Origin of the sequence: Moritella sp. 5, assembly GCF_018219455.1 — a bacterium.
Taxonomy (GTDB): domain Bacteria; phylum Pseudomonadota; class Gammaproteobacteria; order Enterobacterales; family Moritellaceae; genus Moritella.
The window spans coordinates 2,095,723-2,108,257 of the sequence record NZ_CP056122.1; the positions used below are offsets into that span (position 1 = coordinate 2,095,723).

Genomic DNA, 12,535 nt, shown 5'->3' on the forward strand with positions numbered 1-12,535 from the left:
TTATTGATACAGATTATTGTTATAGCAATTAAATTTATTTTACTATTTAAATCGGAAAATAATTATTCTAGTGATAGTATCTAATTAAAATCTGGTCGGACTTGCATCAGGATGCTAAGATTCTAATGGACACAACCTGTTATATTTCCAAATGAGAAGTTAAATGGATATTACTGATAGTAAAACAACGAAGAAAAAGCGTCAGAATGACGGTATTATTAAGGCGAAAAGCCCAGCTGGATTTGCCGAAGAGTATCTGATTGAATCGATCTGGAAAAATCGCTTCCCTCCAGGTTCAATTCTTCCAGCTGAAAGAGAACTTTCTGAGCTTATTGGTGTTACTCGTACTACGCTACGTGAGGTATTACAACGTTTAGCGCGTGACGGTTGGCTGACTATCCGTCATGGGAAACCAACTCAGGTTAATAATTTTTGGGAAACATCGAGCCTGTCTATCTTAGAAGATTTAGTGCGATTGGACCCTGAGCGTTTACCTGAATTGGTGAGTGATTTATTATCTGCCCGTACTAATATTAGTGTTATTTTTATTCGAGCTGCGATCAAACGCGATCCTGAACGTGTTGTAGAAATTCTAAATGAAGCCGAAGAACTTGCTGATGATAAAGAAGCCTTTACTGCGTATGATTACAGTATGCTACATAAATTGGCCTTTTTATCAGGTAATTTAGTTTATGCGTTGATCCTGAATGGTTTTGATAATATGTACCGTATTTTGGGTAAAATTTATTTTGATTATCCTGAAGCTCGTGTATTAGCTCGAAATTTCTACAAAGAATTGAAAGAGATAGCTCAAAATAATCAAGCGGATGAGAGCTTAAATGTTATCCGTAACTATGGTATGAACTCAGGCCTACTTTGGCAGCAGTACCGTGATGAAACATGGGATGATATTTGCGTCGCTTTTGAACAACGCATTAAATAATGATTACGCAATAATCTTATAAAAAAACCAGTCATTGACTGGTTTTTTTATATCCGCGGGACAGTTTATACCTTAGGGAGGGAACTTTGGCTGATAACCTCCACATTGCCATTAGCTTGAACTTGTTCTAACCGAACATCAAAGCCCCATAATCGATGAAGGTGTTTTATTACTTCTTGTGCTGATTTCGCGTCTAGTGGTATCTCTTGGTGAGGCACATAGCGTAGTGTTAAAGAACGGTCCCCTTTTTTATCGACATTAAATACCTGAATATTAGGCTCGTTATTACTGAGATTATACTGGGCTGATAGCTTATTTCGCAATTGTTGATACCCTTCTTCATTATGAATCGCAGATACTTCAATAAATTTACTGTTTTCGTTATCTTCGATTGAAAAAAAGTGCATGTCACGCATTACTTTAGGTGACAAGTACTGGCTAATGAAGCTTTCATCTTTAAAGTTTTGCATTGCAAAATGCAAGGTTTCTAACCAATCACTACCCGCAATATCAGGGAACCAAGCTTTATCTTCTTCGGTCGGGTTTTCGCACATACGTCGAATATCTGTAAACATGGCAAATCCTAATGCATAAGGATTCATTCCTGAATAATACGGGCTATTATAAGCCGGTTGTGCAATAACGTTAGTATGGTTATGTAAGATTTCTAACATGAATTTATCCGAAACCAATCCCTCGTCATACATGTGATTAGTGATGGTATAATGCCAGAATGTTGCCCAACCTTCATTCATGACTTGAGTTTGTTTTTGTGGATAAAAATATTGACTGATTTTGCGAACGATACGAATTATTTCGCGCTGCCAAGATTGTAACAGTGGCGCATTTTTTTCTACAAAATAGAGAATGTTTTCTTGGGGTTCTACTGGGTAATTTGGTTCAACAGGCTCTGATTTTTGGTTGTATTGGGGGAGGGTACGCCATAATTCATTGACTTGAGTTTGTAAATAATCTGTGCGTTCTTGTTGGCGTCGTTTTTCTTCACTGAGTGATGGTTCACTTGGGCGTTTATAACGATCAACGCCATAATTCATTAATGCATGACATGAATCGACAATATTTTCGACAGCATCGATACCGTATTTTTGTTCACATTCAGCAATATAATTCTTGGAAAAGAGTAGGTAATCAATGATTGAATCTGCATCTGTCCATGATTTAAATAAGTAATTGTTTTTAAAAAAAGAGTTATGTCCATAGCAGGCGTGTGCAATAACTAATGCTTGCATTGGAATGGTGTTTTCTTCCATTAAGTAAGCAATGCACGGATTAGAGTTGATAACAATTTCATATGCTAGCCCCATTTGACCACGTTTATAGCTTTGTTCTGTTTGAATAAATTTCTTACCAAAACTCCAGTGATTATAACCAATAGGCATCCCTACAGAAGAGTAAGCATCCATCATTTGCTCTGCTGTGATGACTTCAATTTGATTGGGGTAAGTATCAAGTCGGTAGTATTCTGCAATACGTTTAATTTCGATATGATACTCTTCTAGTAGTGGAAAATTCCAATCGGGGCCATCGCTGAGCTGCTTCACTTCATCTCTTAACATATAGACTCTCCCTAAGCGGCTTGTTTTTTAAATAGTTCTCGGAATACAGGGTAAATATCCTCCAGCTGGCGAATATGCTGTAAGGCAAACTGTGAGTATTCTTTTGCTACTTTTTCATATTCTCGCCATAAAGTCTGATGGGCACGATTGGTAATCTCGATATAGCTGAAATAACGGACTTTTGGCATAATTTTATCTAGCAATAGCTTACGGCATAGTGGTGAGTCATCAGCCCAGTTATCACCATCAGAAGCTTGTGCAGCGTAAATGTTCCATTCATTTGCGGGAAACTTATCGGTCACAATCTTATCCATTAGTTTTAAAGCGGACGATACAATTGTGCCACCCGTCTCTTGTGAATAAAAAAATTCATGTTCGTCGACTTCTTTTGCTTGGGTATGATGACGGATATAAACTACTTCAATCGTTTTATAAGTACGTGTTAAGAACAGGTACAGTAAGATATAGAAACGTTTAGCCATGTCTTTAGTTGGCTGATCCATCGAGCCTGAGACATCCATTAGACAAAACATAACGGCTTGGCTATTCGGTACTGCATATTGTTCAAAATTGTTATAGCGCAAGTCAAAAGTGTCGATGAACGGCACTTTACTGATCCGTTCTTTTAATTCCGCAATTTCTTTTTTTAATTCGCGGACAAATTGGCCTTCAATTTCGTCCTGATTCGTTAATTCATCAACTTGCTGTTGCAGCGCTTTTACTTTTCTTTTTTTGCCAGCGGATAATGCCGTTCGCCTCGCCAATGAATTTTGTAATGATTTAATAATCGAAATATTGCCGGGGTTACCATGTGAAGTATAGCCAGCACGGCGGGTTTTCATTTCAACAATGCTGTTAAACTGATTTTCTTGTAAATTAGGTAACTCTAAATCTTCAAATAAAAGATCAAGGTATTCGTCTTTTGAAATTTTAAAATTAAAATCATCATTACCTTCACCACTATCGCTGGCTTCTCCTCCGCCAGAACCTGAACCGCCTCTTGGTGGTGGACGGTTAATTTTATCACCAGTAATGAATTGGTCGTTACCAGGGTGGACAACGGTACGTTTGCCGCCTTTACCTTGGTGAAAAGTTGGCTCCGAGATGTCACGAGTTGGAATACTGACACTTTCTCCAGATGTAATATCCTGAATACTACGATTGTTTACAGCATCAGATACCGCCTTTTTTATTTGTGAGTTATAACGACGCATAAAGCGTTGTCGATTAACGGTACTTTTATTTTTTCCGTTTAATCTGCGATCAATAAAATGTGCCATCTCATCCCCCTAAAGAATACAGTTATGATGATTTACGTACGCGTAAATACCATTCTGACAATAGTCTAACTTGTTTCTTGGTGTAGCCTTTCTCCATCATGCGGTCAACAAAGTTGTCATGCTTTTGCTGTTCGTCTGTGGATGTTTTACCGTTAAATGAGATAACGGGTAACAACTCTTCTGTATTGGAGAACATTTTCTTTTCGATTACAGTACGGAGTTTCTCATAGCTAACCCAAGACGGATTTTTACCACTGTTATTGGCTCTGGCACGGAGTACAAAGTTAACTATTTCATTACGGAAGTCTTTAGGGTTGCTGATACCTGCTGGTTTTTCTATTTTCTCTAGATCATTATTTAATGCTTCACGGTCAAATAGCTGGCCGGTCTCAGGATCTCGGTATTCTTGATCTTGGATCCAGAAGTCAGCATAAGTCACATAACGGTCGAATATGTTTTGGCCATATTCAGAATAAGACTCTAAGTAAGCTGTTTGGATTTCTTTGCCAATAAATTCCACATATTTGGGAATTAAATAACCTTTTAAAAATTCTAAATATCGGTCCGCAATATCTTGAGGGAACTGCTCTCGTTCAATTTGTTGTTCTAATACATAAAAAAGATGAACTGGGTTTGCTGCAACCTCCGCATGATCAAAGTTGAATACTTTTGATAAAATTTTATAAGCAAAACGGGTTGATAGGCCTGACATACCTTCGTCGACGCCTGCATAATCACGATACTCTTGATATGACTTTGCTTTTGGATCGGTATCTTTTAACGTTTCGCCGTCGTAAACACGCATTTTGGAGTAGATTGATGAATTTTCAGGATCTTTAAGGCGCGATAAAACGGTGAATTGAGACAGTGCATCAAGTGTACCCGGTGCGCATTTTGCATTATATAGCGCACTGTTTTCTAATAGTTTACGGTATATAGATTGTTCTTCACTCACGCGTAAACAGTAAGGTACTTTAACAATATAGACACGGTCTAAGAAGGCTTCGTTGTTTTTGTTATTACGGAATGTTTGCCACTCAGACTCATTGGAGTGAGCAAGGATAATACCTTCGAAAGGCAGGGCTGATAGACCTTCGGTACTGTTGTAGTTACCTTCTTGCGTTGCAGTGAGTAGAGGATGTAGCACTTTGATAGGGGCTTTGAACATCTCGACAAATTCCATCATTCCTTGGTTCGCTTTACAAAGTGCACCTGAGTAGCTGTATGCATCGGGGTCATCTTGTGAAAAATGTTCTAACTGACGAATATCAACTTTACCGACTAACGAGGAAATATCTTGATTGTTTTCATCACCGGGTTCAGTTTTAGCAATGGCAATTTGATGCAGTATAGATGGGCGCACTTTCTCTACTTTAAACTGGCTTATATCACCGCCAAATTCTTTCAAACGTTTAGCAGCCCAAGGTGACATTACATGACCAAGACAGCGGGTTGGGATACCGTATTCGTTACGCAGAATACTGGCATCTTCATTCACGTCAAACAAGCTAAAGGGGTGATCGTTAACGGGAGATCCTTTAATGCGATAAATTGGTAAATTCTGCATTAAGTCTTTTAATTTTTCGGCAAGTGATGATTTACCACCGCCCACTGGGCCAAGTAGATACAGAATTTGTTTTTTTTCTTCTAAGCCCTGAGCAGAATGTTTTAAATAGGCGACAATTTGCTCGATGGCATCTTCCATACCATAAAAATCTTCAAAGGCTGGATAACGTGCTACAACACGATTGGAAAATAATCGGCTTAGGCGAGAGTCGGTTGCGGTATCAACCATTTCAGGCTCACCAATTGCGTTTAGTAATCTTTCAGCTGCAGATGCATATACAGTTCTGTCGTCACGGCATAAATTCAAGAATTCTTGAATGGTATACTCTTCTTCACGACTTTCTTCGTATCTTTGCTGGTAATGTTCAAAAATACTCATAGTTACCCCCAAAATGTAATTACTTGCATCCGCAAACATTAGCATCTACAAGTCTGAAGTATTTCTCACTTCTAATCTAAATTTAGACTTTGATTTTAAAATTGCGCAATTAAATTGCGGTTTTATAAGCGTTTTATTATTTTTTTATTATGGCTGCAATATATTATTTAAAAGGTAATCGTGCGTTTGTTAGTGAATGAGGAGATGTAAGAGTTGTTTTGCGGAATTTTGTATTATTATTTATTGATATAACAATATATAAACAAAGTATAGTCTAATCAAGATGTGATTAAATATTATTTAGAATTGATATTCACGAATTGTGACATCGCTATAATGGTGACCTTGCTATAAAGGGGGGCATTATTTTAGTGACAGGTTTACGTTAAGGGGGTTTAAAGTAAACCTGTTTGGGGAAGTGCTATGCTGTTATCGTTTCATGTAGCAATTTATTTAACATACGCATTGTTGCTTGCACACCAGCGAATACTTGGTTAGAGCTAACACCACGGGTTCGGAAACTTCGATCGCCCTGCTGCCAAGTAATAAAGCTTTCTGTTAATGCACTGGTTTTACCGCCTGGTGGAATACGTACTTGATAGTTTTCTAAATTTGGATAATCAAATCCAACTTTGTGCATGATGGCTTGAATTGCCATACTAAACGCATCAAAGCCACCATTACCGGATCCCGCTGATTTGTATATCTCATCGCCGATGCGAATACGGATGCTTGCGGTGGAATCAACATTGAGTCCAGATGTAATCGAACAGTTGAGCAGTTCAATATGCGAGTAATCTTTACTTTCCAGTAAATCCGCAATAATAAAGGGTAAATCTTCAGGTGTGATAATTGCTTTTTGATCACCTAAAGTGACAATACGCTCGAGCAATTTAGTCTTTTGCTCGGGGCTTAAGTCTATACTTAACTCTTCAAGATTTTTTTCTATCGATGCTTTACCGCTCATTTTTCCGAGGGCATAGGTTCGGGTACGCTTAAACCGTTCAGGACCTAACACCGTTTGATATAAGCCACCTTTATTATCGCCATCGGCATGTATACCACTGGTCTGAGTAAATACGTCTGCGCCAATAATAGGCGCGTTTGCTGGCGTTATTTTACCCGAGAAATTTTCAATCATTTGGCTTATCTGATGGATGCGTTGTTCATTGATTGATGATTCGATACCGAGCTTATCTTTAAGGACTACTGCAACTTCTGCAAGTGAGGCATTACCAGCGCGTTCACCTAAACAGTTCACTGTACAATGAATAGCGCTAATGCCAACTTTTGCTGCAGCGAGTGCATTTGCTGTGGCTAAACCGTAATCATTATGTGGATGAAAATCAAATTTCTGTTGCGGATAACGCCCAATCATATCAGACAGGCTGAGATGGACTTCATCTGGAGACATTACACCTAGTGTATCTGGCAGCATGTAATGTTGGATTGGTAAATCTACAAGTGCATTGATCATGTTGTAAACATAATCAGGATTGTCACTGTAACCATTAGACCAATCTTCAAGATAAATATTAACTGTTAACCCTTGCTCTATGGCGTAGTGAATGGTTTCTCTGACATCTGCAATATGTTGCGCTGGGGTTTTTCGGAGTTGCTCTATACAGTGTTTTTCACTACCTTTGGTGAGTAAGTTGATCACTTTGGCACCGCTGGACGTTATCCAGTCAACGCTTTTGGTATGATCGACAAAACCCAGTATTTCGATTCGGTCTGCAACTTGTTCTTGCTCTGCCCATTGGATTAATGAGGATACGGCATGTTTTTCGCCAAGCGAAACGCGCGCAGATGCGACTTCAATTCGGTCAACATTAAGGGATTGGAGTAGGGCTTTGGCAATACTAACTTTTTCGTCGGGGGTGAAGGAGACCCCTTGGGTTTGTTCTCCATCACGAAGAGTTGTGTCCATTAATTGGACTTGAGGGCGCACTATTTCCATATTTGCTACCTGCTTCAAATTGTAGGGAAAGAGCGGATAGAAGATAACTATCCGCTGTTAAACCGAATCTTAGTGTGTTCAGTGATGTATTAAGACCGTGCTATACCGAAAAGTTAGCTTGCTTCAGGCCATAGCCATGGAAACTGCTGCTTATTTTTAGCTTCGAATTCACTGATTTTAGCTTCATGCTTTAATGTCCATGAAATATCATCAGCACCTTCGATAAGGCTTTGTTTACGGAATGGGTCAACCTCAATATTAATAACAATACCACCCGGTGTTGTTACTGTTTGTGCAGGTAGGTCAACAGTAAACTCGATACCTTCGTTAGCATCAATTTCAGCCATTAATGCGGTGAGTTCTTCTTTGCTTACACGGATTGGTAAAATACCGTTTTTAAAGCAGTTAGAATAGAAGATATCAGCATAGCTAGTTGAAATAATGGTATTGAAACCAAAATCTTCAATTGCCCACGGCGCATGTTCACGTGATGAACCACAACCAAAGTTATCGCCAGCAACTAAAATTTTAGCGCCTTTGAATGCAGGTTTGTTTAACTCAAACTCAGGATTTTCTGAACCATCATCAAGAAAACGCCAGTCATGGAATAAGTGAATGCCAAAACCAGTACGTTCTACTTTTTTCAAGAACTGTTTTGGAATGATTTGGTCTGTATCTACGTTGCTACGATTCATTAATGCAGCAACACTAGTATGATTTTTATATGCTTTCATTTTAATTCCTTGATCACTAATGTGCTAAAGCTTATGCCCAGTTACGGATGTCAACAAAATGGCCTTCAATTGCTGCTGCTGCAGCCATTGCTGGTGATACAAGGTGTGTACGACCACCTTTACCTTGACGACCTTCGAAGTTACGGTTTGACGTAGACGCACTACGTTGACCTTCGCTTAGTTGGTCACCATTCATTGCTAAACACATAGAACAACCTGGTTCACGCCATTCCCAACCAGCATCAACTAAGATCTTATCTAGACCTTCTTTTTCAGCTTGTTCTTTAACAAGGTATGAACCTGGAACTGCAATTGCTTGTACTGAAGCGCTCACCTTTTTACCGACTGTTAATTCAGCAATGGCACGGAAATCTTCAATACGGCCGTTAGTACAAGAACCAACGAACACAAGGTCAATATTAATATCAGTGATTGCTGCTCCGGCTTCAATGTTCATGTAGGCAAGGGCACCTTTACATGCAGAAGCTTTAATTTCATCACTGAAATCACTTGGTGAAGGTACACTTGCGTTTACTGCTACAACTTGCTCTGGCGATGTACCCCAAGTCACTTGTGGTGCAATATCTTCCGCTTTAAGCTTGATAGTAGTATCAAATACAGCGCCGTCATCAGTTGGTAGTGACTCCCAGTATGCGAGTGCAGCAGCCCAGTGATCACCTTTGGGTGCAAATTCTTTACCTTTAAGGTAAGCATATGTTGTTTCATCTGGAGCAATAAGACCGGCACGTGCGCCACCTTCAATCGCCATGTTACATAAGGTCATACGACCTTCCATTGTCAGATCTCGAATTGCAGAGCCCGCAAATTCGATTACATGACCAGTACCGCCTGCAGTACCAATTTTACCGATAACAGCAAGGGCAATATCTTTAGCTGTTGAATACTTCGATAATGTACCTTCTACGCTTACAAGCATGGTTTTTGATTTTTTCTGCTGTAGCGTTTGAGTTGCCATTACGTGCTCAACTTCAGAAGTACCGATACCGAACGCTAAGGCACCAAATGCACCGTGTGTTGCAGTATGTGAATCACCACAAACAGCAGTCATACCTGGATGGATAAAGCCATGCTCAGGTACAACGATATGGATAACACCATTATTAACGTTTTGCATATCGTAAATAAGGAGGTCGTGTTCACTGCAGTTGTTTGCCATCGTATCAATTTGCTTTGCTGCAATTGGATCTTTAATTGGTAGATGACGGTCAACGGTTGGTACACAGTGATCCATTGTCGCTAGAATACTATGACGATTACGGATCTTACGTTTTTGTACTTTTAAGCCTTCAAATGCTTGTGGGCTTGTTACTTCATGCATCAAGTGACGATCGATGTAGAGCAGCGGGGTTCCATTTTTCGGTTCATGAACTAAGTGTGAATCCCAAATTTTTTCATACATTGTCTTTTTCATTGCTTTGCTTCCCTTCCCATCAAGCGAGATATTTATACTTTCTTATGTCTTGATACTATGACAATAGTGTGACCTTCTTCAAGAACATAATTTCATAAATAGTTAGAATTATAAATATCCAATTTGTTATTGTTTGTCATTATCGACTTTTATTGGAGTATAAATCTGTTTAATTTAACATACCTAGTTTTATGCATTGATATATTTGCCGTTGGCGGGGTTATTTGTTTTTTATAATATGTTTAATATTTAGACTTTTTAGTTTTTCAACGTGGTAAATAAAGTTATTTCTACAATATTAAGGTCATGATTGTAGAAATAACCATATAACCTATGCTTAGAAGAAGTAGTAACCATGTATTATTTTAAATAGATCAATGATTAAAGGAGTGAGGGAATGAATTCTTTAAAGGTATCTGACTATATGCAGTTGCGGCCAGTTAAATTGACTGCAAATATGCCTGTGGCAACGGCGGTTGATAGATTACTAAGATCTACTCATATTGGTGCGCCTGTGGTGAATGATAGTGATACGCTCATTGGCTGGATTTCAGAACAGGATTGCTTAGCATCGTTACTGGAATCGAGTTATTACTGTGAAGAGGTCGCGATAGTTGAAGACTTGATGAGAAAGGATGTGCTCACGGTTCGGGTGACGGACAGTATTATTGAACTCGCGCAGCAAATGCTAGAAGAGAAGCCTAAAGTTTATCCTGTGATTGACGATGAAGGATTATTAGTGGGGATCATTTCTCGTCGAAATGTACTCAAAGCAATGGATAAACAACAACAGGCGTGTTATTTAAATGCCGCGAATATTTAGCAACCCCAGTGCAATAAAAAGAGGCTACAACGATTGCAGCCTCTAAGCTATCAACTAATACTAATTACTTATGCAACCGCAGTATCGCCAGTTTTGTTAGCGTGAAAACGCTTTTCACCAAAATAAGCGTAACTTAAGCAAATGATAGAGGCTAAGCAAGAGGCGACGAGAACCATGAAGCCACCATCCCAACCAAAATGGTCAACTGTATAGCCAAGTACTGCATTGGCAGCAACTGCGCCGCCTAGGTAGCCGAATAGACCTGTTAGACCCGCTGCAGTGCCTGCCGCTTTTTTAGGTGCAAGCTCAAGTGCGTATAGACCAATTAACATAACCGGGCCGTAAATCAGGAACCCAATCGCAATTAATGCCGCCATATCGATGGCTGGGTTCCCTGGCGGGTTAAACCAGTAAACAAGTACAGCAATCGTCACTAGCGCCATAAATAGTATTCCCGCTGGTGCACGACGTCCTTTAAATAATTTATCTGAAATCCAACCACAAAGTAGGGTGCCTGGAATACCCGCCCATTCATACAAAAAATAAGCCCAAGAAGAGCCATCTACAGTGAAACCTTTTGCTTCTTTCAGGTACACAGGTGCCCAATCTAAAACACCGTAACGGATCATATAAACAAAGGCGTTAGCAACCGCGATAGACCATAACAGTTTATTATTAAGAACATATTTTAAGAAAATCTCTTTTGCCGTCATTTCTTGTTCATGATCTGTGCTGTAATCATCTGGATAATCATCTTTATATTCTTCGATTGGTGGTAACCCACAAGATTGCGGAGTATCACGCACAGTGAGCCAGACAAAGACTGCGACGAGTACAGCAAAGAAAGCTGGTACATAAAATGCGGTATGCCAATCGTCATTAAATGCCCATAAGCCAAGTAAGAACATAGGGCCGATTAAGCCGCCACCGACGTTATGCGCAACGTTCCAAACCGAGACTAATTCACCACGTTCTTTTTTAGACCACCAGTGAACCATGGTTCTACCACAAGCTGGCCAACCCATACCTTGGAACCAACCATTTAAAAACAGTAAAACGAACATCGCAGTAATACTGCTGGTTGCCCAAGGCATGTAGCCAAAAGTAAACATAACGGCAGCTGACATTAATAAGCCAGCGGTTAAGAAATAGCGTGGGTTAGAGCGGTCAGAGACACTACCCATCAGGAATTTAGAGAGTCCATAAGAAATAGATACTGCAGATAAAGCAACACCCAGATCACCACGGCTAAAGCCTTGTTCAATCAGGTATGGCATGGCCAAACTGAAGTTTTTACGAACTAGGTAGTAGCCTGCATAGCCAAAGAAAATACCAAAGAATAACTGCCACCTTAAATATTTATAGGTGGAGTCAACTTGGTCTGCGGGTAAACGAGCAATGTGCTCTTTCGGTTTGAAAATACCAAACATTTATAACCTCGAGTTTCAACGTGTTGATGGTTTTAAATAACCATTTTATAGGGTTTGAAGTTCGTTCGAGCGAAAATCGTTTGGATTTTATTTTCTTTCGATTATTTAATGTGTGACCTAGATCTCATAAATATATCTTTAGAATCAAATAAGCAACACATATGGATAGGCATATGTGATTTGATTGCTTGTTTTGGCGTCTGTAAATAAATCGTGACAGGCTGTTAATCTAGGTAGTAACTACTCATTTAGTGGTGGTGTCGTTATTTTTCGGCTTTATATGTCAAGCAGTGTAAATAATATGTGCCATATATTTCATTAAATTTATATTTTGCTCAGTGTTTAACTAATAGCCTAAAAAGTGTGCCATCACGATGACCAATCGAGGTTATAGCGAGGTGACTGAAGTGC

General features: G+C 39.3%; 9 protein-coding genes. 2 read left to right on the forward strand and 7 right to left on the reverse strand.

The genetic code is table 11. The features are described 5' to 3' along the window. Window positions 1–163: 163 nt before the first annotated feature. Window positions 164–943: a fatty acid metabolism transcriptional regulator FadR gene (gene fadR, locus HWV01_RS09490; protein ID WP_211675136.1), complete on the forward strand. Its 780-nt coding sequence runs from the start codon at window positions 164–166 to the stop codon at window positions 941–943. 65 nt (window positions 944–1,008) lie between these two features. Here the strand turns inward: fadR and HWV01_RS09495 are convergent, their stop codons facing one another. The 6 genes from HWV01_RS09495 to leuC all read right to left on the reverse strand — a co-directional run bounded on the left by HWV01_RS09495 (window position 1,009) and on the right by leuC (window position 9,871). Next, window positions 1,009–2,520 carry a SpoVR family protein gene (locus tag HWV01_RS09495; RefSeq protein WP_211675137.1) on the reverse strand — a complete coding sequence of 504 codons (1,512 nt, stop codon included), beginning with the start codon at window positions 2,518–2,520 and terminating at the stop codon, window positions 1,009–1,011. Between the two features lie 11 nt (window positions 2,521–2,531). Further along, window positions 2,532–3,800, reverse strand: coding sequence for a YeaH/YhbH family protein (locus HWV01_RS09500; RefSeq protein WP_211675138.1), 1,269 nt, complete (start codon window positions 3,798–3,800; stop codon window positions 2,532–2,534). Between the two features lie 22 nt (window positions 3,801–3,822). Beyond that, complete coding sequence (locus HWV01_RS09505) at window positions 3,823–5,745, reverse strand: PrkA family serine protein kinase (RefSeq protein WP_211675139.1); 1,923 nt, start codon at window positions 5,743–5,745, stop codon at window positions 3,823–3,825. 421 nt (window positions 5,746–6,166) lie between these two features. After that, a complete protein-coding gene (locus HWV01_RS09510; protein WP_211675140.1) occupies window positions 6,167–7,705 on the reverse strand; it encodes an alpha-isopropylmalate synthase regulatory domain-containing protein in 1,539 nt (512 codons plus the stop codon). 113 nt (window positions 7,706–7,818) lie between these two features. Further along, window positions 7,819–8,439 carry a 3-isopropylmalate dehydratase small subunit gene (gene leuD / locus HWV01_RS09515; RefSeq protein ID WP_045110698.1) on the reverse strand — a complete coding sequence of 207 codons (621 nt, stop codon included), beginning with the start codon at window positions 8,437–8,439 and terminating at the stop codon, window positions 7,819–7,821. 31 nt (window positions 8,440–8,470) lie between these two features. Beyond that, entirely contained in the window at window positions 8,471–9,871 is a 1,401-nt protein-coding gene (leuC, locus tag HWV01_RS09520) for a 3-isopropylmalate dehydratase large subunit (protein WP_211675141.1), read from the reverse strand. Between the two features lie 397 nt (window positions 9,872–10,268). Here leuC and HWV01_RS09525 point away from each other — a divergent pair, with 397 nt between their 5' ends. Then, window positions 10,269–10,694 carry a CBS domain-containing protein gene (locus tag HWV01_RS09525; protein WP_211675142.1) on the forward strand — a complete coding sequence of 142 codons (426 nt, stop codon included), beginning with the start codon at window positions 10,269–10,271 and terminating at the stop codon, window positions 10,692–10,694. A 68-nt stretch (window positions 10,695–10,762) separates the two neighbouring features. On the opposite strand, the gene glpT is transcribed toward HWV01_RS09525, so the two are convergent. Then, complete coding sequence (glpT, locus tag HWV01_RS09530) at window positions 10,763–12,124, reverse strand: glycerol-3-phosphate transporter (protein WP_211675143.1); 1,362 nt, start codon at window positions 12,122–12,124, stop codon at window positions 10,763–10,765. Between the last annotated feature and the right edge of the window lie 411 nt (window positions 12,125–12,535).

Bases quoted from the DNA above. Each gene is read 5' to 3' on its own strand.
- HWV01_RS09505 (WP_211675139.1), bottom strand. From the start codon at position 5,745: ATGAGTATTTTTGAACATTACCAGCAAAGATACGAAGAAAGTCGTGAA.
- HWV01_RS09525 (WP_211675142.1), top strand. From the start codon at position 10,269: ATGAATTCTTTAAAGGTATCTGACTATATGCAGTTGCGGCCAGTTAAA.
- glpT (WP_211675143.1), bottom strand. From the start codon at position 12,124: ATGTTTGGTATTTTCAAACCGAAAGAGCACATTGCTCGTTTACCCGCA.
- fadR (WP_211675136.1), top strand. From the start codon at position 164: ATGGATATTACTGATAGTAAAACAACGAAGAAAAAGCGTCAGAATGAC.
- HWV01_RS09500 (WP_211675138.1), bottom strand. From the start codon at position 3,800: ATGGCACATTTTATTGATCGCAGATTAAACGGAAAAAATAAAAGTACC.
- HWV01_RS09510 (WP_211675140.1), bottom strand. From the start codon at position 7,705: ATGGAAATAGTGCGCCCTCAAGTCCAATTAATGGACACAACTCTTCGT.
- leuD (WP_045110698.1), bottom strand. From the start codon at position 8,439: ATGAAAGCATATAAAAATCATACTAGTGTTGCTGCATTAATGAATCGT.
- leuC (WP_211675141.1), bottom strand. From the start codon at position 9,871: ATGAAAAAGACAATGTATGAAAAAATTTGGGATTCACACTTAGTTCAT.
- HWV01_RS09495 (WP_211675137.1), bottom strand. From the start codon at position 2,520: ATGTTAAGAGATGAAGTGAAGCAGCTCAGCGATGGCCCCGATTGGAAT.